The organism is Vibrio sp. 1F263 (assembly GCF_041439035.1).
GTDB lineage: Bacteria > Pseudomonadota > Gammaproteobacteria > Enterobacterales > Vibrionaceae > Vibrio > Vibrio tasmaniensis_A.
The window spans coordinates 1-24,705 of record NZ_JBGONI010000004.1 but is presented as its reverse complement, the minus strand read 5'-3'; the positions used below and the strand labels follow the sequence as shown (position 1 = coordinate 24,705).

Below are 24,705 nucleotides of genomic sequence, written 5' to 3'. Positions count from 1 at the left end.
TTCCTACAAATACTAAACAATACGTCGTATATTCCATAATGTTGTTATGCACCATGAATTAAGTATAGATGAGTTCACCAAGGCTGTATGCACAAATAATTCGAGGGTTGTCGGAATATCAAACATAAAAAAAGGCTATCAAATGATAGCCTTAGGTGTTTTTTAGTAGCCAGTTAACTGCATAAAGCCTGTTGCTTCATGGCTTCCGCTCGCCATAATTGGCCCTTCCCAATAGGGTATGACAAAAGGCAGCCACATATCCCTACGTTTGATACGCGTAGTGAGATTGATATCGTGTTGTGGCACGTTAATAATCCATTGGAGCGGCATTCTTCTACCATTCATTAGCGTCGTATTCTGTAATGGCTTGATAGAAATGTCGGAGTCCGTTAGCTGATACACTTTGCCAGAACGAGTTGCCAATGTTCCAAAAACATAAGGCAATTGTTGATTATGGCGATATCGGTTAATGCTCAGTGCAGTACCGTCATCGAGATTAAACACGAACCAATCCCAGCCTTGCTGACCGACTCCGAGTAAGCCACTGCCCCACTCTTTATGCACCCACGCAGTACCTTCGACTTCTTTCGTTACACCGTCGAGATTCAAAACCCCACTCAAAGATAAAAACGGAGCGCTGAAGTTATAAGACGCGACAGGCAATAAGTCGTGCTTTTTCTGATAGCCGTTATCGCCGTTGAGCACGTATGGCCCTTTCGCAATAGTGTCGAGTTCAAGGCCAAACGTATCGGTTTGTACTTGAAGGCGACCTGGAAACGGTGTGTTACCCAGAGCACGCCAGTTCCAGTTATCAATCCAAATTCTAAATGGATGACTGGTCATACCCGCCTGTCCAATGCCGCCACGCGCCAAACGCTGCTCTTTCCAAATCTTAGATTCAGATGAAATCACAACATTTGAAATATAAGCCTGTGGGCTTTGCCACCCCCGAGTTTCTCTCTCGTCAGTTGCTATACGAAAGAAGCTCCACTGTACCGAGTACTTTTTCCCATCATCCCCTTTTAGAGACGCAAAATAATGCCACCACTCATGCTGGAATTCTGGGTGGAACTGGAAATCACGAGGCAACGAAACGCCTCGGTCTGGCAATACAGGTTCAAACACATTGAAGTGCTCACTTACAAGTACTGAATTAACCTCATTCTCGCCCTTATCGCCAACATCGACAAAATAGGAATAGTAAGCCCAGACACCTAAAATAGTGCCAAAGAAACCAATCAGTAATAGAGCAGAAACAAATCGGTGTCTGAGTTTTTTTGAGCCATTTCGTTGAAGCATATTAAAGCGCATCCCTCAGTGATTTCATCGGTGTGTTCCGAATCATTCTCATCACTGGCAATGCACCAGCTAACATTAATGCTGCCATGGCCCACGCAAATGTCTGCAAATAGTCCCAAGGAATCACTTGTAATTCGAGTGACCACCCAAAAGACTGCTTAATGACAATATCGACGATCAAGCTGGCTAACGCCAATCCGAGCGGGATAGCAATCAAGGAAGAAATAAGTCCGAACACAAACAACTGCAAGCTGCCTGTAAAAATCAGCTCTTTTGCCGAGACCCCTAAGCAACGTTGCAATGAAATATGCCTTTGTCGAGACACTTCACCCGCAACCGTCGCGAAAAAGATGCCGAAGACCGCGATGACCAAAGTGATGTTACCCAATGTATCAGCTATCGCGAATGTTCTATCAAACACTCTCATCGCCTGACTGTGAATATTGTTATTATCAAAAATACGCTCAGATCCAAGCCTGAATACGCTTTCCAATCGACTTCGAAGTCCTACGGAATTGACATCATCTTTGAGTATGACGCCTAGACCGACATTTCCGCGTCCAGCAAACCCAGATAGCCAGTTTCGATGTGACATCATGACTTGATGGTAAGGGTTGCCATAATCGTAATAAACACCGACAACCTGCCAACCAGAGCCAAGACTGTCATAAAGGTCTATATAGTCGCCTGGGCGAATCCCTAACTTGAGAGACATCGATTCACTGATCAACACACCTTTCGAATGATGCAGGTGGTACCAGTAATTCGGAATACCTAACTTGATCGTCAGCGCTTCTAATTCTCCTTCAGAAGGACCAGTACTGACCACCTGGGTACTTCCGACAGGGGAAGCGACATCTTTCTCCCAACGCCACCAAACTGAATCGACTTCAGGCTGTTCTGACAGCCAATTACTCATACGTGCAGCGGCGTTGTTGGTTGGGTAGATGTAAAGGTCTGCAGCCAAGCGCTGTGTTAGCCATTTATCGGTGGTATCCCTAAAGCTACCCACCATGGTTTCTACACCAATATTCGCTGTTAACGCTAGCATGAACGCCATTGTCGCCACACCACGATAACTCATGCTTGAAGCGGCATCCGCAAAGAACCAGCGAGCACGAACCCAACGCAGTGAATAAGACAAACTGTTGAACAGCTTCCACATCAAGAAAGGCGTAAACAAAGCCACACTGACGAGCATCAGGGCAATAATCGCAAAACCAGATTCTTGCGTTTGTGGGGCTTGATACACAGCGACAGCTGCAACCAAGAAACCACAACCAATCAATGCTTGCCAAGTAAACTCAGTGCCAGCAAAGCGCATCAAAGATAAACGAGATGACAAACGAATCGGTTGCGACCTCAGCAAACGAACCAATGGCCATGCACACGCTAGGAATGCACCAAGCAACGCCATTAATAAGCTATAACCACTCCAACGCCAACTCCAGCTAAGGGTTAAGCCCACATTCGCATCGTAAAGATCACCTAAACTCGAAGAAACGGCAGGTAACAGTTGGTTTGCCAACATAACACCGAATACATTACCGCAGATCCAGCTCAGTAGAACCAATAACAATAACTCTAAGCAAAGCGCTTTAGTCAGTTGCCAACCAGACACACCTGTTTGTCTCAAGATTCCGACGAGTGGTTGGCGCTGAATGAAAGACAGCGACATCGCTTGATAGAAAATAAACAAGCCAACGACAAACGACAGCATGCCCATCGCTTTTAGATTTAAGTGGAAAGCGCTAGTCAATGACTCAAGCTCAGCTTTAGAGCTGCGAGAGATTGTCAAACCATTGGGCAACATGTTTTTAAGACGTTCAAACTTCTCAGGAGACATGTCTGAGCACGCAATCACGGAAAGCCCTGCACTGCGTTTAAGCATTCGGAGCAAAGATATATCCGCAATCAACCTTGTACCATTAATCAGGTTATTTTGGTCCACAACCACTGGACCTAGCTCTGAACCATCCATCAGTGGAATGTAGTCCCCATCCTTCCATTCCATATGTTCAGCAAGATCATCACTCACTAGGATCGGATATGGTGGTTTCATGAGATCTAACGTGGTGAGTTCTTTTAGGGCAGCACCAGGCTGAAGCTGAAGCATAGAAACAGGGTCTATGCCAATAAGCATAAAGTTTGCACCATTTTCATCAGTGATACTATGGTGGTCAAAAGGAGAACACTGCTGAAAGCCTTCACGACGAAGCTGAATGTAAAAACCTTGCGGGATTTTATTCGCGTTATGTTTTGGTCGAATACGGTAAGGAAGAGGATTCGAAAAGAGTTTTTCGCCATGCGTATAACTTTGCTTGGCGTGTTGGTTGATAGCGGTAACACCTACCAAAAGTGATACGCCTAGGGTTAAACCAAGCCATACCAAGATAATCTGAAGTGGGTAACGTCGATAGTGACCAAGTAGCGCTTTAACTACGGGCCATAACATGCAGTTGCCCTCCTTGTAGGCGAATTCTGCCATCCATATGCAATGCAACTTTCTCACTGTGTGTCACCAGCAATAAGGTACATTCTAATTGACGGGCCAAAGAGGTCAGCAAACGCATTACCGCTTCTGCATTACGCTCATCTAAACTTCCCGTCGGTTCATCGGCTAACAGAATTTTAGGTTCCATGTACAGAGCACGAGCAATCGCTGCGCGTTGTTGTTGACCACCAGACGCTTCTTCAGGGTAACGACCAAGCAAAGGCATCAGGTCTAAAGCAGAAAGAATCTGTCTCCAGAGCCCCTTATCTTCAGGTAAACCTTTTAACTGGCGGCAAAAACGGATGTTGTCGGCAATGTTAAGCGTTGGTAGCAAGTTGAATTGCTGGAAGATATGACCGATGTTGTTTCTACGATAAGCGGTGCGGTCACGCTCGGTCGAGTCGTGCATATCGAAGTGAGGGAAAGCGATTTCACCTGAATCGGCGAGGTCTAAACCCGCGATAAGATTCAGCAAAGTACTCTTACCAGAGCCACTTTCTCCCATTAATGCCAGCTGATCACCTTGGTTTAATGTTAATTCAGCACCTTGCAAAACAGGGTGAAACTCCCCCCCATCGACATAGCCTTTACACAGGTCTGACAGCTTTAACATTAAACAGCTCACATTAGTTAGAATTTGGAATGAGAATCTACACTAATTCCCTGTTAGGAGGAAGTATTTTGAAAGATAGATCACACACCAACGATAAAGTGATGGGGTTGATGCGCTCTACTTCAATTTCCTATCAAGTTTTTAATCCATTTTCTTGTTTTCATGCGGTAGAGCGACCCACCCCACTTAAGTACTTCTTCAGTGAGGAAAAGTAGATATATCCACTCAGGTGGAAACTTCAGATAGATAGCAGCAATCGCGGCGAGCGGAATACCGATCACCCATTGGGCAATCAGGTCTTGATAAAGGCAGAACTTCACATCACCGCCCGCTCTCAACACACCAACAATGACAGTCAGCGGTACCGATCGGATAACAATACCCACGCTTAAAATTAGAATGAACTTTTCTGAGAGGGCTCTGGTTTCTTCCGTCAGTGCACTAAAAGCATTCAGTATTGGCGTTTGTACGAAGTAAAGAAAAATCGCGACCACGATACTGGTCAAGAAACACAAAATCGTTAAGCCTAACGCTTGGTAATAAACCGCTTCATTATTCTTTGCGCCAAGTTGATTACCCACCAGAACCGCTGCCGCATTCGAAAGGCCAATCAGTAAACTCAATGAGATAGATTCAACCGGCGTCATCACTGACAGTGCTGCCAGTCCTTGAACGCCCGATTGCCCCATGATCGCGTGGTAAGCAAATAAGCCACCCGCCCACGCCAAAAAGTTAAACGTCGTCGGCAGCGATAACTTTAAGAAGCGAACCACTTTTTCAATCGAAGCTGCTGCTTTTATATCGCATAACTTGAAAGCCAAGAGATGCTTTGAACAATAAAGATAACCATATAAGGTCGCCACTTCAATGGCACCGCTCAATACCGTCGCAATCGCCGCACCTTTGATTCCAAGCGCAGGTAAGCCTAAGTTACCGAAGATCAGCACCCAGTTTAAGAACACGTTAGACAGGATACCGATACCGCTGAAGAAGGTGCTTAGCCCGGGTTTGTGCATCGCTCTCAAACCTACAGCCATACTGCTAACGCACGATACAGCTAGCATGCTAAACGAGGTGATAACAATGTATTCAACACCAAGGTTGATCACTTCTTGGGAGTCAGTCGTCACGCCCATGATTTGTGCGGGAAATGAAACGAAGAAAACAATGGTTAGTAACGCAAATAGTGTCGAAACCAACCATGTAAGTGCGGTACTTTCTCGCACACCTTGTTTGTTACCTGCGCCCCAATATTGAGCAGTAAGAAGTGCACCACCCGTAGTGACACCCACCAGCATAATGGTCGTCACAAACATTGCACGGCTCGCAACCCCCACTGCCGCAATGTCTGCTTCCCCAAGCTGACCTAACATCAACACATCGACTAAGCCTCGGCTTGAAAACATAATGCTCTGCAAAGCAATAGGCAAAGCAATCGCAATAAGCCTACGAACAAAATCACCTCGAGTGTGATGAATAATTGAAGAGAGCAACATAGAGATACCTAAACGGAACGTATTGATGAATAAAGATAAATATCGCGCTATTATATCAATGTTCGGTTTTTAACCACAGATATAAATGGAGTAACAATGAAGAAAGTACTGGTTTTAGGCGCTTCTGGATATGTTGGTTCGCAGCTCCTCCCTCTCTTGCTTGAGCAAGGCTATCAAGTCACAGCAGCAGCAAGGCATATCGACTATTTAAAAGCACGAACCGAGCCTCACGACAACTTGTCACTTGAATACCTTGATCTCGCAGATCAAGCTGCGACACAAGCGCTCGTCCCTGACTTTGACCTTATTTTCTTTCTTGTACATGGAATGGCTGAAGGCCATGATTTCATTGATTACGAACTCAACTTGGCTCGTAACTTTGTTTCGGCTCTTGGGCCAAAAAACCAACACGTCATCTACCTCAGTTCGCTTCAGCCCCAAACGGGTGATTCAGAGCATCTTCAAGCGAGAAAACAAACCGGACAACTGCTTCGTAAAGGACCAGTACCGGTGACCGAACTTCAAGCAGGCGTCATCATTGGCCCTGGCTCTGCGGCGTTCGAGATCATGCGAGACTTCGTGTACAACTTACCTATCATGATTGCGCCCAAATGGGTCGACTCTAAAGCCAACCCTATTGCCTTGCAGAACCTGAACTACTATCTGCTAAAACTCGCACAGGACACGCCTAGCGAAAGCCAAACCTTCGAAGTTGGCGGGCCAGACATTGTCTCTTATCGAAATCAATTTGCTCATATTGCAAAAACTGCCGATCGCCCACTCAGGCTTTGGGCGACGTCACTCCTCACGCCCTCAATTGCGTCATATTGGCTAGGTGTTGTGACTTCTGTTCCGTCTAACATAGGCAGAGCGCTTCTCGCGGGCTTAAAGCATGACTTTATTGCCAGTTCGACCATCATTAGAGAAAAGTACCCTCAGAAGCTTATCTCGTTCGAAAATATGGTTGAGCAAGCGATTCACGCTGAAGGAAACTTCGTGAAAAGTAATGTTTGGGGCTTTGATAAGACCGCCTTCAAACGCTGGCAAGCTGGGTATGGCTATTACCCGAAGAAAACAGGGGCAAGTATCACCTCAAGCGCATCCTTAGATTCCCTCTGGCATGTTGCACAGCAGATAGGAAGCCCAAAACAGGGTTACTTCTTCGCTAACGCTTTATGGCGCACACGCGAATGGTTAGATCTTATCTTTGGCGGTGGTGTACCTGTTCGACAAATGCCAGAAGGCCCTAACCTAAAAGTCGGTGACAAAATTGATTCTTGGAAGGTTATTCGCTGTGAAGAGAATCAGTTTCTATCTCTGCTTTTCGGTATGAAAGGCCCCGGTTTGGGGAGACTCGAAATTACCGTATCTGACCACGGTGATTCTCGTGAACTGAACATTTCAGCTTGGTGGCATCCAAAAGGCTTTTTAGGCTTACTGTATTGGTTCGCGATGATGCCAGCTCACCTGTTTATCTTTAAAGGCATGGTGAAGGCGATTGAGAAGCAGGCTAAAGAGCAGATGCGAGATTCGAGTGTCGAGATGAGAAAAGATTAAAAGCGGATCCGGGATTCGAGTAACGAGATGCGAAACGATTAAAAGCGGATACGGGATGCGAAGAGATTAAAAGCAGATTCGTCTGTCGAGATGCGAAAAGACTTAACAGCAAATTTGCGACACGCGCTATGAGAGGCAAAAAAAGAGCGGATAGTTCCGCTCTTCGTATCTCTCATCTCGCATCCCGAATCCGCTACTAGCCAATAACGCTAATTGGGATCTCTGCAAGTTGGTTGCCTTGGTTAGCTGGATACACGATGTATTCACCGTGATACTTCACCGCAGACTTATAGTCCGTCACTTTGTGAAGCATAAAGCCCGCTTCCATCGCTGCTTGAATGAACTCTGCGTGGTTACCACGAACAAACCAGTTCATTGGCTTAACCATCAGCTCACCGTCGAAAGAGTCGTCACACTGTTTGCCACACAAAGCAAAAGAGTGCTCACCATCGGTGAAGAATTGAATCTTGCCGCCAGTCGTTAGCTCGTCTTCACTTGATACACTCCAACCCATCTCGTACATTTTGTCCATGAACGCTTCAACATCACTGTCTTTTAGCGCTTTAGGCTCTTGGCCTTCAGGGAAAAAACGTCCGTAAAACGCAGAAATACGTTTGAAGGTAAAAGTTAAATCAGAGTTATTGCCCTTTGAACGGCCCTGCTTCTGCCAACGCACCAAATCAGGCACAATCACGCGATCATAAGCTTGGGATTTAATCGCCTTCGTTACCCAACGAACTAGATAAAGGTTGTTCGCAATAGGCGCATCAATCGCTTTGCCTGCTTTGTGCAGAGCATATAGCTCGCCTAGCGCATCATTCACTAACTTCTGAATTTCAATATAGTATTTTGACATTATGCCTTCTTTCCTAATGTCCAATATAGTAATGCTGACATTACTGCACACGCAGCCATTACCATAGCCATAGACCCAGCACTGTCACTTGGCAGCATCGCAACGATAGCTCCAACGACAGAACCAGTACCAAATCTTAATGTTCCCGCAAGCGATGAAGCCGTACCGGCCATGTTTGGATAACCACTGAGCAATAGACCCATAGAGTTACTGCCGATAGTAGAAATGGTGCCAATAAATAGCATCACAAACGGCACAATACCCCAAAGCCCGAGATCCAATAACCAACCAACCAGTAAACCGACGCCAGCCAATAATTGAATGACCAGCGCGGCTCTCAGCATGGTATGAGAGCCAACCTTCTTAACAATTCGACCATTGATTGTCGTCATCAGAATCATCGCAACAATGTTCAGACCAAATAGGTAACCAAACAGGTCAGGACGTACGCCATAGACATCAATGTAGACAAAAGAGCCTGCGGTTAAGAATGCAAACATCCCAGAGAACGAAAACGCACCCGAAAAAATTAGGCCCATAGCGGTCGAGTTTTTACATAAACGAGCGTAATTACGAATCGTGGTTTTAAAGCGCAATGGTTGACGATTTTCAACAGGCAGAGTCTCAGGAATTTTGATTATCACCGCGAGAATCACAATCACTGCAAAAATAGCTAACACCCAAAAGATTGAACGCCAACCGAACCACAATGCTAAGTAACCACCAATCATCGGCGCGATAAGTGGTGCAACCGTCATCACCAAGGTAACGAACGACATGGTTCTCGCGAAATCTTCACGGTCGAACATATCACGCACAACGGCTTGGATTATTACCGCCGCCGCCGCACCCGCAAAACCTTGAGCGGTACGAACTAACGTTAGCGCTTCAATGCCATGAGTCGTCGCACTCACAACAGACGCGACCGCAAAAAAGAATACACCAATCAGTAGAACAGGCTTGCGACCATAACTGTCGGCTAACGGACCATGTAACAACTGACCTAATGCAAAACCTGCGGTATACGCTGTGAGTGTGATTTGTACTTCACCCGCTGTAACGCCGAGATCTTTGGCGATCGTTGGCATTGCAGGTAGGTACATATCGATGGCGAGTGGTGTTAAAGCACCAATAGCGCCCAGAACCAAAAATAGCATCCAACCTAACTGAGGCGTTTGTGATTGTGAGCTTGGGGTCTGTGAGGTAGACGTTTGCATAACTCTCCGACTAAGTACTAAGTTCTATTTGAACACGAGCATGCACGCAGCAAACGAATACACACATAGCAATACACGAATACGCACAGTGATACACGAATATGCGCACACATACATGAACATATAGTAATAATGGCTGAAACTGTCCTAGTACCAGTCAAAATAATCAGCCGACGCTATCCTTGGTCGGCCACATCTACGGTAGAAAAGATTACTTCCAGATAGAGTCTACTTCTTCTTGTGTTAGGTAACGGTATTCACCCAACTCTAAAGACTCGTCCATCTCGATTTCACCAATACGTTCACGGTGCAGTGCTTCTACCTTGTTACCAAGTGCTGCAAACATGCGTTTTACTTGGTGGTATTTGCCTTCGTGAATCGTTAGCAACACTTCACGCTCTGCACGTACTTCAAGGTGTGCTGGAAGTGTTAGGCCGTCTTCGCTCTTAAGCTGGATGCCCTCTTTGAACTTTTCAACGTAATCGTCTTCAACAGGTTCAACCAACCACACTCGGTACATCTTCTCGCACTTGTGCTTTGGCGATGTGATACGGTGAGACCACTTACCGTCGTCTGTCATTAAGACAAGACCCGTTGTATCAACATCTAAACGACCTGCAAAGTGCAGCTTGTCCATTTTGATTTCATCGAGTAATTCAAACGCAGTGCGATTTGAACCATCTTCATGCGAACAAACAAAACCTTCTGGCTTGTAAAGCATGATGTAACGCGGGCCGTGAACATTCAGCTCATTGCCTTGCCATTCCACAACGCACTCTTCAGTTACCTTAAGTGAGCCGCTTTTTTGAATGACATCATTTACTGTCACTGCTTTTGATTTTAATAAGTGTGTTGCTTCTCTTCGAGTGACGCCTAACGCATCGCACAGAAATTTATCTAAACGCATGAATACCTCAACTAATCTAAGTCGGGTATTATAGTCACCTTTGCTCAATTAGTTGAGCTATTTCACACTATTTGTTTTTCATTTTACAAGACACGATATGTATACACTCCGCCCGTACCAAGCTGACTCAGTAAAATCAGTGATTCATTACTTCAGAAAACACCAAACACCGGCTGTTCTTGTATTGCCTACAGGCGCAGGAAAAAGCCTTGTGATTGCAGTGTTAGCAAGGCTCGCTAAAGGTCGTGTTCTAGTGCTTGCGCACGTAAAAGAGCTCGTTGAGCAAAACCATGAAAAGTATGAAGGTTATGGGCTAAAAGGCTCAATTTTCTCTGCCGGTTTAGGGCGTAAAGAGACAGACCAACAAGTGGTGTTTGCTTCAGTTCAATCCGTAGTTCGAAACCTTGACTCATTCTCCAATCAGTTCTCATTATTGGTTATCGACGAATGCCACCGCGTACCAGATGAAAAGACCAGCAGCTATCAAAAAGTGATCACTCACTTACGTGAAAATAATGCGGGTATAAAAGTGCTTGGATTGACCGCGACGCCTTATCGTCTTGGTATGGGGTGGCTTTACCAATATCACACACGTGGCCAAGTGCGTTCTGAAGAGCCGAGATTTTTCAGAGACTGTATTTTCGAACTGCCGATTCGTTACTTGTTGGACGAAGGTTTTCTAACACCAGCACGCATGATTGATGCGCCCGTTTTGAGCTATGACTTTTCGCAACTAAGGCCGGCAAGTACGGGGCGCTATAAAGAATCAGAACTCGATATGGTGATCGAGCAGTCTAAACGCGCTACCCCGCAAATTGTCGATCAAATCATTGAACTGGCCAAAGACAAGCTTGGCATCATGGTATTTGCTGCGACCGTTAGACACGCACAAGAGATCCTTGGTTTACTGCCCGAAGGAGAAGCTTCAATTGTAATCGGCGACACACCGACACTCGAACGTGACCAAATCATCAGTGATTTCAAGGAACGTAAAATCAAGTTCTTGGTTAACGTATCGGTATTAACCACAGGTTTTGATGCGCCCCATGTGGATTTAATCGCGATTTTGCGCCCAACAGAGTCCATCAGTTTGTACCAACAAATTGTTGGTCGAGGCCTGCGTTTGTCTCCAGGTAAAAAAGAGTGTTTAGTGCTCGACTATGCGGGCAACAGTTACGACCTTTATCAACCTGAAGTGGGCGACCCAAAACCCGACTCAGACAGTGAAATCATCACCATCCCCTGCCCTGCATGCGGCTTCAACAATAACTTCTGGGGCAAGCTAGACAGCAATGGCTTCTTGCTCGAGCACTTTGGCCGTAAATGCCAAGGCTACTTTACCGATGAAGACACGGGAGAACGCGAACACTGTAACTATCGTTTTCGTGCTAAGTATTGTGGTGAATGCGGCGCTGACAACGACATTGCCGCGCGCATTTGTCATGAGTGTGATGCCACCTTGGTCGACCCAGATAAAAAGCTTAAGGAAGCGTTAAACCTCAAAGATGCGTTGGTGTTTGAGTGTTTAGAAATGGACCTTAACGTTCTCAAGGACGAAAAAGGCAAGTCGCAGCTTAAGGTCACTTACCGTGGAGAAAACCAAGCACAAGTGCATGAGTTTTGGTCATTAACCACCAAGAAACAGAAACAGAACTTTAAGGATCAGTTTGTTCGCCCTCACCTTGCAGACAGGCACCGCCCCTTCGAGGAATCTTCACCAACGAAAGTGGTCGCTCACCAACATCGATTCCGCCCACCTCAATTCGTCATTGCACGTAAAGTCGGGCGCTTTTGGAAAATGAGAGACAAGATATTCGAAGATGAACTCAAGCAATAGGCTCCCAATAATCAACAGAATTAATAAAAAGAGTATTTATACTCCTTTTATTCACATTCTAATGACCATACATGAGTTAACTTGTTAAACCACAAATTAGATTGCGCTCAGCTTTTTCTGATTCCCGCGCCTCTTTAGCCATATTATCAAAAATCTCAATGGCTAAAGTTGGCTTATGAATATAAAAGCCTTGAATAAAGTCAATACCTAGCGTTTCTAAAGTTCTTAACTCTTCAATTGTTTCAACACGTTCTGCAACCACTTTAGTTTGGCTCATTTCTGCCAACTCAACTAATGAGTGCACCATTTTTTTCTTAAAATCAGAACTGTTAATATTTTCAACAAGCGAACCATCAAGCTTGATCGTATCAAAACAGCCTTCAGATAAAATTGAATACGATGAATAACCTGAACCAAAATCATCTAAGGCAACTACTATCTGGTGGTGTTGTAGTCGCTCTACTATTTTTCGAAACTTCTCATCTGCACGATAAAAAACAAGCTCAGTCACTTCAACACATAAACGGGAACGGATATAAGGGGGTAGATGACATAAACGATCGATAACACTCATATCGAAAATGGTTTTAACTGAGAAGTTTAATGACAATTGAATAGTTGAATAATGCTCAAGTAAGCCAATTGCGTAAGTAAGCATACGAGAATCGAGCTCCTTCTCAAGCCCATGAGAGGCTACAACATCGAGCAATTCACCAGCAGAAACGATTTTTTCACGCCCCTCTTCGTCTTCCATTTTTAAACGACACAGTAGCTCATAGCTCGAAGCAACACCCTTTAAAGAATGAATGTTTTGAGCAAAGCAAAGCAACCTATCCGAGTTAAGTAATTCAACTGCTTCTACTCTAAGATTCGGTAAGCTATAGAGCATGACCCCGTCTTGTTGCTGCCAATCTTGGTAAGATTCATTGTTGGACTTTGCTTTACGGCAACAGTATTCAGCTTTGTAGATACAGTCTTCGACAGATTCATTAGGACCACTGCGATAACGGCCAAAACTAAAGCTTAAAGCGTTTTCTGTTTCTTGGGTGAGGTTCTGTTCCAACAAATATTCTAGCAACTCGTTGGAAACCGACGTTTGGCAAATTAATACAAATTCATCGCCACCGACTCTATACGCCATCCCTACGCCTTGTGCGGCTATTTTTTTGAAGCGCATAGCTAAATTTATTATCATTCGATCACCTACATGGTGACCTTGACTATCATTAAGAAACTTCAATTGATTTGCATCAATGTAATAATAGCAACGAGAACTCTCAATGACCTTTTTATATTCTATGGATTTTCGATTATACAACCCTGTCATGAAATCTTTATCAGAGTTAGACAACAATTTCTTATAATCGCCCAGATTAATAATCTCTTAATTCCCCAAGATCATAAACACACGCTAATACAAAAGAAGCGTGAGATAAGTAGAATAACGCCTGTATTAAATAGTAATACTCAGGCATGAATGAAATAGTCATTGATGATTCAAGAACCACCACAGACATAATAAAACAGGAAAGATAGCTAATTATTATTTGAACTTTATTATTAACTTCTTTTGATATCAAACAAAATGCTATAACAACGGCTGCTAGGATAGTACTAATTAAAAACCCAACAATAACGTCAAAGTTTATATAAACTGAAAGGAACTGTAGAAACACAAATGAAGAACAAATCAGTAAGTGCTTAGTATTTATTCTATCGCAACTTGAAAAAACAAGCATTAAATACACACAAACTAAAGAGAAAGAATAAGAAACGAACCAGTAATCGCTTCTAAAAAAATTTATAACGTAGGTTCCTTTATCATCATACCCATCCCACAAAAACCCAAACTTGTAAATATAAAACATAGAGAACAGCACTATATAACAAGTTATAAATAGTGTTTTAGCTCGTTTTATCGGCCAAACATAATAAACATAAACTAACGATATTGCGCTCGCCAATATAAATAGCGAGAGAATCACGCCATATTTCATGACAAGTGATTGCTTTAATTGATGCTCTTTCGAAAATAACGCACTGGCATTTACAGTCTTACCTCTAGGAAATTTCACTAAAACATGACTGTATTCAAAATTTTTGTTCAGGCGTAGCGAGCGATAATACTCAAACAAAAAATTGCCAACAACTTTGCCGTCTTGATCAACAAAAAACAGCTCGCCGGTCCGGGATGAAAGAGATTTCCAAACTAGATGTTCATATGATTGGTTGTCTGAAGGTAGTGCAAGCTTAAGCCAACACGACTGATTAGGTTCAGGAATACAAGTAACAATTGAGCTCCAGCCTTCTTCCTTAGATAGGATGGCATCAACCGAAGAATCACTCACTACCATGCCATATTCGAAATCACTGATTTGCTTGAAATCTAACTCATTAGCATGGCTAGTGAACGTTATCAGCACTGAAAAAAACAACATAACTAGCACTGTAAATGGCACTCTAAAATCCTTATTAAATCAAATATCGCGCGGCAAAAGAGCCCCATAAGTCCATATACTTGCGAGTTTACCATGTTAATTATTTGTAATTTGTAAGGGAATGTAATAACGTCAACGCATTACTATCGAGCAAATGAATCAACATGAATATCAGGTTGGTTAATTGCACGTTGATACAACACTTTACATTGCTAAAATGATAAAGCGTCTCTCGTATTCACATTCATACTCCATTCATTTTTATTGTATTAAACTGTCGTTACTTGCTTCTTTTACTAAGGCCACTGCATGCAAAAACCAAGCGCTATACTCATCTGTATCGCTGTAGCTATAGGCTCGACATCAAGCTTTGCACAAGATGATCACCATAACGGTCATGATCTTGTACAAGATGTTCATAAAGCGGGAACCCGTATCGAATTTGAAGAAGATCAAGACGAAGTCTATGAAGCGGTGCAAGAGGGCTACATTCGCCCTTTCTCAGAAATGTATGCTGCGGTTGAAAACGACCTTCATGGCCGAATCATTAAAGTAGAACTAGAAGAAGACGATGATATTTGGGTGTATGAGCTAAAAATAAATTACCAAAACAATATCATTAAAGTGGAATACAACGCTGAAACGTTAGAAATGCTGATGATTAAAGGTCGCAACTTTAAAGAAGCGATCAAAAACTCCCACGAATAATAAATAACAATAAAAAGAGTGATACATGAAAATTTTAGTCGTTGAAGACGAACCTCGTTTGGGCCAACAAATTCTAGAGACCCTTGAGGGAGCCGACTGGGTTCCAGAGCTTTCTCAAGACGGTATCGACGCACTCTACCGTGCAACATCGGAAGAGTGGGATGCCATCGTTCTCGATTTAGGTCTACCTAAGCTTGACGGCCTAACCGTATTAAAAGGCATTCGAGACGAAAACATTAACACGCCAGTGATTATCCTTAGTGCGCGTGACACGCTTACTCAGCGTGTAGAAGGCTTGAATGCAGGCGCTGATGACTACCTAACTAAGCCATTCGAAATGGTCGAGCTGATAGCCCGCATTCGTGCTCAACTGCGCCGAGCGTCAGGCAGTGCTGCTCCTATACTTCAAATTGGTGATTTAAGCCTAGACACACGCAGCTCTAAAGTGTTGTGGCAAGGTCAAGCGGTTAGCCTCACGGCGCTAGAATATAAAGTTGTCGCGTACTTCATGCATAACCAAAACAAAGTTATCTCGCGCACTGAGTTGGTTGAGCACATCTACAAGCAAGACTTCGACCGCGACTCAAACACGGTTGAAGTGTTCATCGGTCGTATTCGTAAGAAAATCGCACCAAAGATCATCAAAACCGTTCGTGGCCTTGGCTACCAACTGAATGCTGAATAACGCTGTATTTAATTAAGCTAAGAGCAATCTCCAATTAGTGGACAGCCTGTGCTGATCGTTGTTGTTCTCATAGCAAGATGAGCAAAGACAGGCTGGTAACGTATGAATCTAAAAAAACGAACACTTAAAAACGTCAGTCTAAAAAGCCGCTTGCTCCTCGCCGCGGCTTTTTGGCTAGGTGCGATGATATTAGCGGCAGGCGTCGGAATACCTAAGTTGGTTAACGATTACTTGGTCGATGACGTCAAGCAACAGCTCAGCCTAACCATGGACGAGTTAACCGCCAACATAGAAACCAACGACAGTGGTAACCTCATCATGGCAGAGCGTCTGTCTGACCCTAGGTTTAACCAACCCTACAGTGGTATTTATTGGCGAGCCGCTACTCAAGACCAGATTATTCGATCTCGCTCGCTATGGGACAAAGACCTCACAATCAAGCGTTCGCCGATTCATACTTCAATCAAAGGGCCTGAGAAAGAAAAGCTGATTTACATCGAGCAGGATATCTATCTGCCCGAACTGAACGATCCTGTCACGATCACCATAGGTATTGATGAAGACCCATTAGAATCCACACTGACCGAACTTACAGGTCAAGTCTGGTTGATTCTGATGTTGCTGTTTGTGGGCGTGCTGATGTTGATTGGTATTCAAGTCAGCTGGTCACTATTGCCACTCAGTAAGATGCAACGTGAACTGGTGATGTTAAGAAACGGCGAGCAACAAGGATTAAGCGACAACTACCCGAAAGAGGTTTCTCCATTGGTTTCTGACCTCAATGCCCTACTGTTCCACTATCAAGAGTTATTGGAGCGAGCGCGTAACCACGCGGGTAACTTATCTCATGCGTTGAAAACTCCGCTGTCGGTTCTGAAAAATGAGATAGAGCGACTTCCAGAGGATGACAAGGCACTGCTGCAACAACCCATTAATCAGATTCAAAGCCAAATCGATTATCACCTTGGCCGAGCACGCATGGCCGGTGCAATGAACATTCTTTCAGTGAAGTCTTCACCTTGTGAACGTGTTGAAGCTATCTCAATGGCATTTGATAAAGTCTATGCCGCCAACGAAGTCACCATGATTAATGAGCTAGACTCTGAAATTGAAGTGGCGGTCGAAAAAACCGACCTTGATGAAATGGTCGGCAACCTACTAGAGAACAGTTACAAATGGGCGAGCAGCATTATCCGAGTCCATTCGAATGAACTCGATGATGGCAACATTGAATTAGTGATTGAAGATGATGGCCAAGGCATTCCTGAAGAGAAGCTTGAGCAAGTGACCAAACGTGGTGTTCGACTTGATGAAACCACACCGGGAACAGGTTTAGGGCTTAACATCGTGAATGAAATGGCACACAGCTACCGAGGTAGCCTAACGCTCAGCAAGAGCTCTATGGGCGGATTGAAAGCCTCTCTGGTACTAAAACTAAGCAAAGGTTAAGTAAGCTAAACGCGCTAAGTAAACCAAGTAAACACGATAAGCCCTAGCACAACGCTAGGGCTTAACTTTATTCTGGCTTAACAAAGCTTTTCTCGCTTCAATATGATTAGCTCATCGAGTGAAGCCCAATCATATTGCCTTCCGTGTCACTCACTACACTGATAAAACCATGCTCACCAATGTCCATTTTGGGTACTTGTAGCGCGCCACCGTTGGCCGCTGCCAAACTTGCTTCTGTGGCACAATCCTCACAAGAGAAGTAAACCATGGTGCTGTTGCCTCCCGCTTTTACACCAGACATCTTACATATAGCTCCAGTGGCTCCATAGTTCCCCATATCGCAAGGAAATACCCACATCTCAACTTCGATTTCGGTTTCATTGTCTAACTTGTCCAGCGTCACTTTAAATACTGATTCATAAAAAATTTTTGCTCTCGACATGTCATCAACATATATTTCAAACCAACCAATCGGATTCATTTGCATAACGTTATCCTCAGTTTTCGCTGCTTGTTCGCCCTTAATCAGCATAGTCAAAGTTGAACAATTTATAGTTGAGGAGTTACATGAGAGAAGGTTAAGTTTCTTTAGATAGAGTCCAGTAGAAATCACAAAGCCTTGTTTGAAGGGAGTTCAAACAAGGCACAAGCCAGTCGATCTATATCTCATTCACAGCGACATCTAAAGTTTGCAAATTGTCATTATGAGTTGCTACTCCGATCATCAAGATCTTACCGTCGGTATAATAGTCATGATCTTCATTCATTACTTCCACCGTAGCCAATGGGTACTTGTCTAGATCAATATCTGGTAATGACGTTCGTATCTGATTAGCAAGCCTATCTCGCTCTTCATCAACATTAGGGTCAATGTTATGCAGTATGGTCACAATGCCGGAGTAAGGGGTAACTTTAAGGCCATCATCATAGCTGATTGCACCTAACCACTGAGGCTGGTTAGTTTGAACATCAACACCAGCACGCCACCAGCGAATATGGCTACGCTTCATCAAGTTACCCGGCAATTGAAACGCCATATCTTGTGGCTTGTCTCTCCAATATAAATCGGACACTGGGGGCGTTTTGTCTCTAAGCAATGCGAGATAGCCAGCCCATTCAATCTCATTTCGAGAAAAAGTTTGATTCTCTATCCAGCCCAATTGTTTCATTAAGTCTCTTGGGGTTGCTCCAACATATAGTACGTTGATCGCTTGTGCCGAGTAGAATGAAGATTTGCCTGGGAACGCTTTATAGGTAACCGAATTCCAGTCGACTTTGTCAATTTGAGCCGTCTCTGGTTGATTCTTAAAATCATCCGCTTTCCAGAAAAAGTGAGCGTAGTTCGCAAACAATACCCACGCCAACAACAGCGCACTGGATTTAAGCACCAAGCGTCGCCACTTCATCCGATAGCCAATAATGGTGAAAACCAATACCGTGAACACACCGGCGATCAAGCTATTATGCTCAGAGATAAATATCTTGAGGCTATTAAGCCACGGGAAGTTTTCAACACCGTGCGCCAGTAACATGCCCCAAGCAATGAACTGTCCACCACCAAGAGCCAAGCCGATAAACGCCAACACACTAAAATTACGCCACGGTACACGATGCGAGCCAGCTATAAATGGCACAACCCAAGCAATAGGCCCTAATAAACGAGCAAAAAGAATGATGTATGTGCCTTTGCGAGCAACCAGATAGCGGCAGCGCGCAATTAATCTTTTGGTTTGAGGGCGAAACTTAATGAGCCTTCGTTGCGCCTTAGCACCGTATTTATAACCAATGAAATAACTGAGTTGGTCACCAAGCAAGCCACCTAGCATCACCAAAACCAACGCCATCCATGCACCTGAATACAGTTGAAAGCCCGCTGCGATAAAGAAGGGCTCTCCCGGTACAAATAGGTTTGGGCCAATGAGAGCATCACCCAATGCCCCCAGAAACAGCCCTAGTCCATCAAACATAACAACCTCAATACTTACTGTTCTTTGTAGTGACCAAACTTGTAGTTCATCTCGTTGTTACGCATTTCGCCTTTGAAGAAGCGTCTTACATTGGCTTTAAGATAAGTTGAGCCTGTCTTCACAACGCCATCTTGGTCTAAACGACGTGGGTCAAAACCAAAGGTCATATTCAGGAATCTAAATCGCCATGTTTTGCTCGCACGTTTTACGTAGTCACAGTCTTCACACAGGACGATCTCTTCATCGAAACCGCCGATCTCATCATGCGCGCGTTTAGTCGAGAAAATACATGCGCCAATCGCCGTCGGGAAAAAGAACTGGGTAGTGAACAAGCCTGCGTTAAATAAGCCGTAACCGAACTTGTGTACAAGCGGCAGACCTTTCGAGCTCATGTACACACCCGCCACTTCAAGCTTCTTCTCCTCTAGTTCATAAAGCGCTTTCGCAAGAAAGTTTCGGGGCAAGCTCACGTCAGCATCTAAGAAAAGGATTCTGTTGTATTGCGCCAATGAAGCACCTGTGTTTCGTCCAAGGCTCACACCACGACTTTCCATATGATGAACCGTTAATTTTGGCAACGCGTTTTCATAGGCTTGCGCCACTTCTCTGGTGTTGTCTTCACTATTCGAGTCGACAACAATCACTTCAAACTCTTGGTGGGTTTGCACACTCAACTCTTCCATTAAGCGGCTAATGCGTTTCTCTTCATTTAGCGTAATTACGACAATGCTTACCGGTTCCATATTTTCACCTATTCATTCTGCTGTTTGATTAACACTAAGATTAACCAACCAAGCCTTAACCAAGTCTTAGGCAAACATTCATTTTCCGTTCATTAACTTGATGATTTAGCAGCGCTATAAATAGATAAGATTGGCAATGTAAAAGACGATAAAATGGGGTAAATAAGAGTTAGTGAACGTTTTATCTCCAAACGAATCATTTATCGAAGGAAATTCACTTTGAGATGAGCTTCTGACTTGCTCAGATTTGAATGTGATGTTAGTATCCGCGCTCGCTTAAGCATGAACTCGTTTATGCCTAAGCTTTACCACATACTCAAGGTCGCATTGAGGTGTGAAGTTAATTTTTACTAATTTGAGAGTAAAACTATGAAATTTGAAGCAGTAGTACGTACTGAACTAGGTAAAGGTGCGAGCCGCCGCCTACGTCACGCTGGTAAATTCCCAGCTGTAATCTACGGTGGCGAAGCAGCAGCTGTAGCTATCGAACTTGTTCACGCTGACGTGATCAACCAAATGGATAAGCCTGAATTCTACGAAACAATCACTCTAGTGATTGACGGCGCAGAAGTTAAGGTTAAGCCGCAAGACGTTCAACGTCACGCGTTCAAGCCTAAAGTTGAGCACATGGACTTCATCCGTATCTAATTCCCTACCAAGGAATAAGATTGGATTAATCCAGCCTTCTGCATAGAAAAGATAATCGATCTTACCAGTCGAGAAATCTAGAAATTCGAAACCCCGATGCTACCAACATCGGGGTTTCACCGTTTTTGAGCCCTCAAAAACGCCTCAAATCTCGCGCAATACACTGAAAATAATCAACTTTCTTCTCCCCCACTTTATCCCGTTCTTGCTTGGGTGGATTAAGGGTGGACTTATACAGTAGTTTTTCTAACACAAAGACTAGACCGCTTTTTCGCTAGGCTCTTCTTTCTAGAACGTTCGTAATGTCTTTTTTGAGTTCCTCTGAAAGGCGTTCGAATTGTTTTGGTACAATCAAACCTTCCTCGCACATTTGCATGAGTTGGATAAATGCTCGGCTTCGAGAATGGCCATCAAAAATAAGCTTCATTTGCTTTTGAGATTCTTTGGAGTACTCGCACATAAAGTGAAACCTTTCCCCTACAGATTCTGATTCATCAGTAATCGCTTTGATGGCTTCATCTAGCTGACGAGTACAAAACAGTTGCGCAGCTTCACTCTTTATCTCACAAAAGATTTTCCAATCAGACTCTTTGATATTCATACAGACCTCCACAAAGTGTTACTTTTTAGGGTAGAACATTACGGCGTTTAAAAGACGTGAACGACACGATTACCCCATAGTAAACCAGAGCGCTGTTAACACGAAATCCAATCTTGAGCTGAAAGGAGGAGCCAGCAATAGGCCGCTTTAAGCGCCTGTAGGGATATTTCCAAAGTCTAGTTTGATATTAATTCCACTAATTTCAATTTCGCTTGATGCTAAGAAATACAGGCATAAAATTTGGCCAGAGGTACATATAAGAATCCGCCTTAAATGCTTGTTATCTGCGTTGCTGAAGATTAGCGACATGATGCTTATACTTCTTCTCACGCCAAAACCATATTGCATAACTTAAGGGGATAGCTCCAATCGAGCTCCAGAAGCCACTCATTAATACATCGGTAGTTTGTATCCAGCCCCAAGCTGTTTCTGACATAAACAACGGCTCAATACTTCGACCTACCATCACGCCTAAGATTGCTGGAAATGATGTACGAGCAGTAAATCTGAGACTTCCTTTTTTCCTCTCTAGCTTCCATTTTGAAAACTCGATATCAGGATCTTTCACTATTGCCTCCATAAGATAATTTGCCTGAAGCACATAATGCCTAATTGAGTCGCTGACAACACTACCTAAACACTCAAACCTACGATCGAAATCACTGAAACTAATCCAAGTAGAAAATTACAAGCGTAACAGTCTGCTTAAATGCTTGTCATGGCGCAATTTGCAACACCTGTGGCGATTTACTACAATATAAATACAAACTAAATTAGGAGACATATTATGGCTACTGCAAGTGTACGTATTGACCAAGATCTTTTTGATAAGGCTGCGATAATGGCTAAAGCACTAAACCGCACTACACCAAAACAAATTGAGCACTGGGCTAAAATCGGGAAAATGATGGAAGACAACCCCGATCTACCTTATGAGTTCGTAAAGCAAGCAGTCATAGCAAAAGCTGAGAAGGAAGCAGGTAAATTAGAGGCTTACTCTTTTGACTAAGATTACCAACATTCTTCAGACACCTACTTTTAAGAAGGCGGTCAAGAAATTACACAAGAACCAAAAAACGGATCTAGATAATGCTATTCGAGCCCTTATGGAAGATCCGCATCTTGGTGAGCAGAAGAAAGGTGACCTGTTTTTCTTGAGAGTGCATAAATTTAAGATGGTTAAGCAATTAACATTGCTCGGTTATAGCTATGAAGATGGTACTGTAACTCTCGAACTAATAGCTCTCGGCTCGCACGAAAATTTTTATCGAGATATGAAGAAAATATATTGATTCAATGTGATCGAAAATATCCTTGCCCGTCTGAGCCATACTCGTTTGTTGAACGAAGCCGCTACGCGGCAGAGTAAAACAGCTACCATCCATACTCTTGTAACGCTATAACTCTCCTTATGAACAACACCTTACTAACCTTAAACTGCAAGGTAAACCACCTGCAACTATTGATGCCTATTCTCGTGTGGTTCGTCGAAAGGCATTTGATAATAAGGAGAATGGCATCAACCAAAATAGAGGAGGTGTAACGACGAAAGAAACGAAAAATAGCTAACTGGTTAATAAGATTGCTATCGCAACCTTATCTTGGCCTCGCTTGCCTTGAGAAAAACCTCAAAGCGATGTGTCCTTCAAACTAAATTACGCAATTTACTTAATAAAGTGGCTTCGGGCTTATTCAACACTTGGGATTTAGTGTTGGCTACGCAACACCTCAATCCTTATTAGTTAGCTTAAATTTCAACGAATTGTGCATACGGGCAAGCACTCACAAGTTCACTTTTAACACCTTTAATTAAGTGCTCTGGAACCCAAAAGTCCAAAGCTCCATCGGATTCATTAAACAGAGTTACGCACGTCCCTCCAATCGGGTCTTTCACAAACTGAATACGGACAATGCTAGTAGTACATATCGTGCTGCCTTTTAAGCTAAGGAATCGTTCCACAGCCAGCTTGCGGATCGTTATTTGATTACCCTCAACCTCGATGATTGCTTTGAGCTTTGAAGTTTTCAATTCGAACAAACCAAACAAGGCAGGAAACACAAATGTTGCGCATAAAACGACAATGATTATTGAAATAACATCCATAGCTTCACGTCCCTTTAAGCTAACGCCTGCATAACACGTTTGCTACGATACAGACCTAGCTGAATTTTAACGCCTTAATCACTGAAACTAAAGGCAAACTGACAACGCCGAGTGTAGCAAATCGTGTTGATGCATTTGTTATGCGTACGGTTTATCCGATAGTTTCAACCATTCAGATTCTGAAGGCATTGTGGCAAATTCTTCGACGTTATCGCAGATAAATGCCTCATCCCAGTTTGCTCGCGAATTAACATAGACATGAGCCTTGATTGTTGTTTCTAAATCTTCGGACATCAATCCTGCCGGCACCCAATATTTATCTTTGCTTGAGCTAAGGTTCGGTACAGGGCTTCCACAACACTGACAAAATTCCGATTTAAAGCCTGAACTTGAAACATAACGACCAATAGAATTTGTACTCGAAAGCCATTTGAAATTATCCGCTTTAACAATTAAAGCTGAATTCGATGACGACCCAGATACTTTGCGACAAAGCGAACAATGACATTGATAAATCGGAGGTAAGGCACCAGATAGCTCAAACGACACCTCGCCACACAAACAAATACCTTTCAAACTCAAACTCCCTTAATCAAAAAAGTACGCTTAGACATAATGACCCCCACGAAAGGTGCTAGCCTCCAATATCGTGGGTTAGCTTAAAGCCAGAGCCATAATTAGTGCGTCAAACAACTAAATTTGGAGGCTAGCATGAATAAAGATAGCATAATTTTTATTGGCTTAGATACGCATAAGTCATTTATTCAAGTCACTGTATTACAAGAACATCGTGGGGCAAATCCACTACACCTTGGCCGTATTAAATCGAATAAGTCCGCGTTGATTAAATTAGCCAAACAGCTGCAATCCAAGTATCCCAAAGCCACTCTGCACTTTGTCTATGAAGCAGGACCATGTGGTTACTGGACTTATCGCTTAATGACGAGCCTTGGACACTGCTGCTATGTCGTCGCTCCATCACTTATACCTAAAAAGCCAGGCGATAGAGTTAAAGCCGACAAACGAGACGCTGCAAAGCTCGCCAAGCTGTTAAAAGCCGAAGAGCTCACACCCATCTATGTACCG

General features: G+C 43.6%; 25 protein-coding genes and 1 pseudogene. 10 read left to right on the top strand and 16 right to left on the bottom strand.

Annotated features, from left to right (window positions below):
• Nucleotides 1-162: 162 nt before the first annotated feature.
• The 4 genes from ACED25_RS03770 to ACED25_RS03755 all read right to left on the bottom strand — a co-directional run bounded on the left by ACED25_RS03770 (nucleotide 163) and on the right by ACED25_RS03755 (nucleotide 5,902).
• Nucleotides 163-1,311, bottom strand: a complete 1,149-nt coding sequence (locus tag ACED25_RS03770; protein WP_371694666.1) for a lipocalin-like domain-containing protein — start codon at nucleotides 1,309-1,311, stop codon at nucleotides 163-165.
• Entirely contained in the window at nucleotides 1,301-3,754 is a 2,454-nt protein-coding gene (locus ACED25_RS03765; protein ID WP_009847079.1) for an ABC transporter permease, read from the bottom strand. Before ACED25_RS03765 ends, ACED25_RS03770 begins: the two co-directional genes overlap by 11 nt.
• Nucleotides 3,735-4,406, bottom strand: coding sequence for an ABC transporter ATP-binding protein (locus tag ACED25_RS03760; protein WP_009847080.1), 672 nt, complete (start codon nucleotides 4,404-4,406; stop codon nucleotides 3,735-3,737). The genes ACED25_RS03765 and ACED25_RS03760 overlap by 20 nt, the downstream gene beginning before the upstream one ends.
• 122 nt (nucleotides 4,407-4,528) lie before the next feature.
• A complete protein-coding gene (locus ACED25_RS03755; protein ID WP_371694665.1) occupies nucleotides 4,529-5,902 on the bottom strand; it encodes an MATE family efflux transporter in 1,374 nt (457 codons plus the stop codon).
• 96 nt (nucleotides 5,903-5,998) lie between these two features.
• Between ACED25_RS03755 and ACED25_RS03750 the strand changes: the two genes are divergently transcribed.
• A complete protein-coding gene (locus ACED25_RS03750) occupies nucleotides 5,999-7,459 on the top strand; it encodes a DUF2867 domain-containing protein (protein ID WP_371694664.1) in 1,461 nt (486 codons plus the stop codon).
• Nucleotides 7,460-7,655: 196 nt separating this feature from the next.
• On the opposite strand, the gene ACED25_RS03745 is transcribed toward ACED25_RS03750, so the two are convergent.
• The 3 genes from ACED25_RS03745 to rsuA all read right to left on the bottom strand — a co-directional run bounded on the left by ACED25_RS03745 (nucleotide 7,656) and on the right by rsuA (nucleotide 10,439).
• A complete protein-coding gene (locus tag ACED25_RS03745; protein ID WP_371694663.1) occupies nucleotides 7,656-8,315 on the bottom strand; it encodes a DUF2913 family protein in 660 nt (219 codons plus the stop codon).
• Nucleotides 8,315-9,532, bottom strand: a complete 1,218-nt coding sequence (locus ACED25_RS03740) for a Bcr/CflA family multidrug efflux MFS transporter (RefSeq protein ID WP_371694662.1) — start codon at nucleotides 9,530-9,532, stop codon at nucleotides 8,315-8,317. Before ACED25_RS03740 ends, ACED25_RS03745 begins: the two co-directional genes overlap by 1 nt.
• Before the next feature lie 211 nt (nucleotides 9,533-9,743).
• Nucleotides 9,744-10,439, bottom strand: a complete 696-nt coding sequence (gene rsuA / locus ACED25_RS03735; protein WP_009847085.1) for a 16S rRNA pseudouridine(516) synthase RsuA — start codon at nucleotides 10,437-10,439, stop codon at nucleotides 9,744-9,746.
• Between the two features lie 97 nt (nucleotides 10,440-10,536).
• Between rsuA and ACED25_RS03730 the strand changes: the two genes are divergently transcribed.
• The gene (locus ACED25_RS03730; RefSeq protein WP_371694661.1) at nucleotides 10,537-12,276 is read left to right on the top strand and encodes a DEAD/DEAH box helicase; all 1,740 of its coding nucleotides are present in this window, start codon (nucleotides 10,537-10,539) and stop codon (nucleotides 12,274-12,276) included.
• 76 nt (nucleotides 12,277-12,352) lie between these two features.
• On the opposite strand, the gene ACED25_RS03725 is transcribed toward ACED25_RS03730, so the two are convergent.
• Together ACED25_RS03725 and ACED25_RS03720 are read right to left on the bottom strand one after the other, a co-directional pair.
• Nucleotides 12,353-13,627 (bottom strand): EAL domain-containing protein, encoded by a 1,275-nt coding sequence (locus tag ACED25_RS03725; RefSeq protein ID WP_371694660.1) that lies wholly within the window; start codon nucleotides 13,625-13,627, stop codon nucleotides 12,353-12,355.
• A gap of 22 nt (nucleotides 13,628-13,649) precedes the next feature.
• Nucleotides 13,650-14,735, bottom strand: a complete 1,086-nt coding sequence (locus ACED25_RS03720) for a hypothetical protein (RefSeq protein WP_371694659.1) — start codon at nucleotides 14,733-14,735, stop codon at nucleotides 13,650-13,652.
• A 288-nt stretch (nucleotides 14,736-15,023) separates the two neighbouring features.
• Here ACED25_RS03720 and ACED25_RS03715 point away from each other — a divergent pair, with 288 nt between their 5' ends.
• The 3 genes from ACED25_RS03715 to ACED25_RS03705 all read left to right on the top strand — a co-directional run bounded on the left by ACED25_RS03715 (nucleotide 15,024) and on the right by ACED25_RS03705 (nucleotide 17,556).
• On the top strand, nucleotides 15,024-15,422 hold the full coding sequence (locus ACED25_RS03715; RefSeq protein ID WP_371694658.1) for a PepSY domain-containing protein: 399 nt from the start codon (nucleotides 15,024-15,026) through the stop codon (nucleotides 15,420-15,422).
• Nucleotides 15,423-15,447: 25 nt separating this feature from the next.
• The gene (locus ACED25_RS03710) at nucleotides 15,448-16,107 is read left to right on the top strand and encodes a response regulator transcription factor (RefSeq protein ID WP_004734666.1); all 660 of its coding nucleotides are present in this window, start codon (nucleotides 15,448-15,450) and stop codon (nucleotides 16,105-16,107) included.
• 102 nt (nucleotides 16,108-16,209) lie between these two features.
• Nucleotides 16,210-17,556, top strand: coding sequence for an ATP-binding protein (locus ACED25_RS03705; RefSeq protein WP_371694657.1), 1,347 nt, complete (start codon nucleotides 16,210-16,212; stop codon nucleotides 17,554-17,556).
• Nucleotides 17,557-17,662: 106 nt separating this feature from the next.
• On the opposite strand, the gene ACED25_RS03700 is transcribed toward ACED25_RS03705, so the two are convergent.
• The 3 genes from ACED25_RS03700 to ACED25_RS03690 all read right to left on the bottom strand — a co-directional run bounded on the left by ACED25_RS03700 (nucleotide 17,663) and on the right by ACED25_RS03690 (nucleotide 20,266).
• A complete protein-coding gene (locus ACED25_RS03700; RefSeq protein ID WP_371694656.1) occupies nucleotides 17,663-18,043 on the bottom strand; it encodes a VOC family protein in 381 nt (126 codons plus the stop codon).
• A gap of 172 nt (nucleotides 18,044-18,215) precedes the next feature.
• Nucleotides 18,216-19,523, bottom strand: coding sequence for an LssY C-terminal domain-containing protein (locus tag ACED25_RS03695; protein ID WP_371694655.1), 1,308 nt, complete (start codon nucleotides 19,521-19,523; stop codon nucleotides 18,216-18,218).
• Between the two features lie 14 nt (nucleotides 19,524-19,537).
• Nucleotides 19,538-20,266 (bottom strand): glycosyltransferase, encoded by a 729-nt coding sequence (locus tag ACED25_RS03690; protein ID WP_102258618.1) that lies wholly within the window; start codon nucleotides 20,264-20,266, stop codon nucleotides 19,538-19,540.
• A 369-nt stretch (nucleotides 20,267-20,635) separates the two neighbouring features.
• Here ACED25_RS03690 and rplY point away from each other — a divergent pair, with 369 nt between their 5' ends.
• Nucleotides 20,636-20,914 (top strand): 50S ribosomal protein L25, encoded by a 279-nt coding sequence (gene rplY, locus ACED25_RS03685; RefSeq protein ID WP_009847093.1) that lies wholly within the window; start codon nucleotides 20,636-20,638, stop codon nucleotides 20,912-20,914.
• A gap of 274 nt (nucleotides 20,915-21,188) precedes the next feature.
• Here the strand turns inward: rplY and ACED25_RS03680 are convergent, their stop codons facing one another.
• Nucleotides 21,189-21,515: a hypothetical protein gene (locus ACED25_RS03680; protein WP_102249838.1), complete on the bottom strand. Its 327-nt coding sequence runs from the start codon at nucleotides 21,513-21,515 to the stop codon at nucleotides 21,189-21,191.
• Nucleotides 21,516-21,795: 280 nt separating this feature from the next.
• On the bottom strand, nucleotides 21,796-22,116 hold the full coding sequence (locus tag ACED25_RS03675) for a hypothetical protein (RefSeq protein ID WP_102249837.1): 321 nt from the start codon (nucleotides 22,114-22,116) through the stop codon (nucleotides 21,796-21,798).
• Between the two features lie 186 nt (nucleotides 22,117-22,302).
• Between ACED25_RS03675 and ACED25_RS03670 the strand changes: the two genes are divergently transcribed.
• The 3 genes and pseudogenes from ACED25_RS03670 to ACED25_RS03660 form a co-directional block, all read left to right on the top strand.
• Nucleotides 22,303-22,524 carry a hypothetical protein gene (locus tag ACED25_RS03670; RefSeq protein ID WP_009847096.1) on the top strand — a complete coding sequence of 74 codons (222 nt, stop codon included), beginning with the start codon at nucleotides 22,303-22,305 and terminating at the stop codon, nucleotides 22,522-22,524.
• Nucleotides 22,517-22,807 carry a type II toxin-antitoxin system RelE/ParE family toxin gene (locus ACED25_RS03665; protein WP_009847097.1) on the top strand — a complete coding sequence of 97 codons (291 nt, stop codon included), beginning with the start codon at nucleotides 22,517-22,519 and terminating at the stop codon, nucleotides 22,805-22,807. Before ACED25_RS03670 ends, ACED25_RS03665 begins: the two co-directional genes overlap by 8 nt.
• 103 nt (nucleotides 22,808-22,910) lie before the next feature.
• Nucleotides 22,911-23,006: pseudogene (locus tag ACED25_RS03660) on the top strand (integrase); the annotation flags it as partial.
• 256 nt (nucleotides 23,007-23,262) lie between these two features.
• On the opposite strand, the gene ACED25_RS03655 reads toward ACED25_RS03660, so the two are convergent.
• On the bottom strand, nucleotides 23,263-23,619 hold the full coding sequence (locus ACED25_RS03655; protein ID WP_012604261.1) for a hypothetical protein: 357 nt from the start codon (nucleotides 23,617-23,619) through the stop codon (nucleotides 23,263-23,265).
• A 138-nt stretch (nucleotides 23,620-23,757) separates the two neighbouring features.
• Nucleotides 23,758-24,195, bottom strand: a complete 438-nt coding sequence (locus ACED25_RS03650; RefSeq protein WP_240798554.1) for a GFA family protein — start codon at nucleotides 24,193-24,195, stop codon at nucleotides 23,758-23,760.
• A gap of 135 nt (nucleotides 24,196-24,330) precedes the next feature.
• Here ACED25_RS03650 and ACED25_RS03645 point away from each other — a divergent pair.
• On the top strand, nucleotides 24,331-24,705 hold a 375-nt coding region (locus ACED25_RS03645; protein ID WP_371694654.1), incomplete at its 3' end, for a transposase.

What these genes read in the sequence shown, in the direction of transcription:
- rsuA (WP_009847085.1), bottom strand. Translation starts at nt 10,439, where the DNA reads ATGCGTTTAGATAAATTTCTGTGCGATGCGTTAGGCGTCACTCGAAGA.
- ACED25_RS03755 (WP_371694665.1), bottom strand. Translation starts at nt 5,902, where the DNA reads ATGTTGCTCTCTTCAATTATTCATCACACTCGAGGTGATTTTGTTCGT.
- ACED25_RS03670 (WP_009847096.1), top strand. Translation starts at nt 22,303, where the DNA reads ATGGCTACTGCAAGTGTACGTATTGACCAAGATCTTTTTGATAAGGCT.
- ACED25_RS03705 (WP_371694657.1), top strand. Translation starts at nt 16,210, where the DNA reads ATGAATCTAAAAAAACGAACACTTAAAAACGTCAGTCTAAAAAGCCGC.
- ACED25_RS03690 (WP_102258618.1), bottom strand. Translation starts at nt 20,266, where the DNA reads ATGGAACCGGTAAGCATTGTCGTAATTACGCTAAATGAAGAGAAACGC.
- ACED25_RS03740 (WP_371694662.1), bottom strand. Translation starts at nt 9,532, where the DNA reads ATGCAAACGTCTACCTCACAGACCCCAAGCTCACAATCACAAACGCCT.
- ACED25_RS03760 (WP_009847080.1), bottom strand. Translation starts at nt 4,406, where the DNA reads ATGTTAAAGCTGTCAGACCTGTGTAAAGGCTATGTCGATGGGGGGGAG.
- ACED25_RS03770 (WP_371694666.1), bottom strand. Translation starts at nt 1,311, where the DNA reads ATGCGCTTTAATATGCTTCAACGAAATGGCTCAAAAAAACTCAGACAC.
- ACED25_RS03765 (WP_009847079.1), bottom strand. Translation starts at nt 3,754, where the DNA reads ATGTTATGGCCCGTAGTTAAAGCGCTACTTGGTCACTATCGACGTTAC.
- ACED25_RS03745 (WP_371694663.1), bottom strand. Translation starts at nt 8,315, where the DNA reads ATGTCAAAATACTATATTGAAATTCAGAAGTTAGTGAATGATGCGCTA.
- ACED25_RS03730 (WP_371694661.1), top strand. Translation starts at nt 10,537, where the DNA reads ATGTATACACTCCGCCCGTACCAAGCTGACTCAGTAAAATCAGTGATT.
- ACED25_RS03700 (WP_371694656.1), bottom strand. Translation starts at nt 18,043, where the DNA reads ATGCAAATGAATCCGATTGGTTGGTTTGAAATATATGTTGATGACATG.
- ACED25_RS03750 (WP_371694664.1), top strand. Translation starts at nt 5,999, where the DNA reads ATGAAGAAAGTACTGGTTTTAGGCGCTTCTGGATATGTTGGTTCGCAG.
- ACED25_RS03680 (WP_102249838.1), bottom strand. Translation starts at nt 21,515, where the DNA reads ATGAATATCAAAGAGTCTGATTGGAAAATCTTTTGTGAGATAAAGAGT.
- ACED25_RS03695 (WP_371694655.1), bottom strand. Translation starts at nt 19,523, where the DNA reads ATGTTTGATGGACTAGGGCTGTTTCTGGGGGCATTGGGTGATGCTCTC.
- ACED25_RS03715 (WP_371694658.1), top strand. Translation starts at nt 15,024, where the DNA reads ATGCAAAAACCAAGCGCTATACTCATCTGTATCGCTGTAGCTATAGGC.
- rplY (WP_009847093.1), top strand. Translation starts at nt 20,636, where the DNA reads ATGAAATTTGAAGCAGTAGTACGTACTGAACTAGGTAAAGGTGCGAGC.
- ACED25_RS03655 (WP_012604261.1), bottom strand. Translation starts at nt 23,619, where the DNA reads ATGGATGTTATTTCAATAATCATTGTCGTTTTATGCGCAACATTTGTG.
- ACED25_RS03710 (WP_004734666.1), top strand. Translation starts at nt 15,448, where the DNA reads ATGAAAATTTTAGTCGTTGAAGACGAACCTCGTTTGGGCCAACAAATT.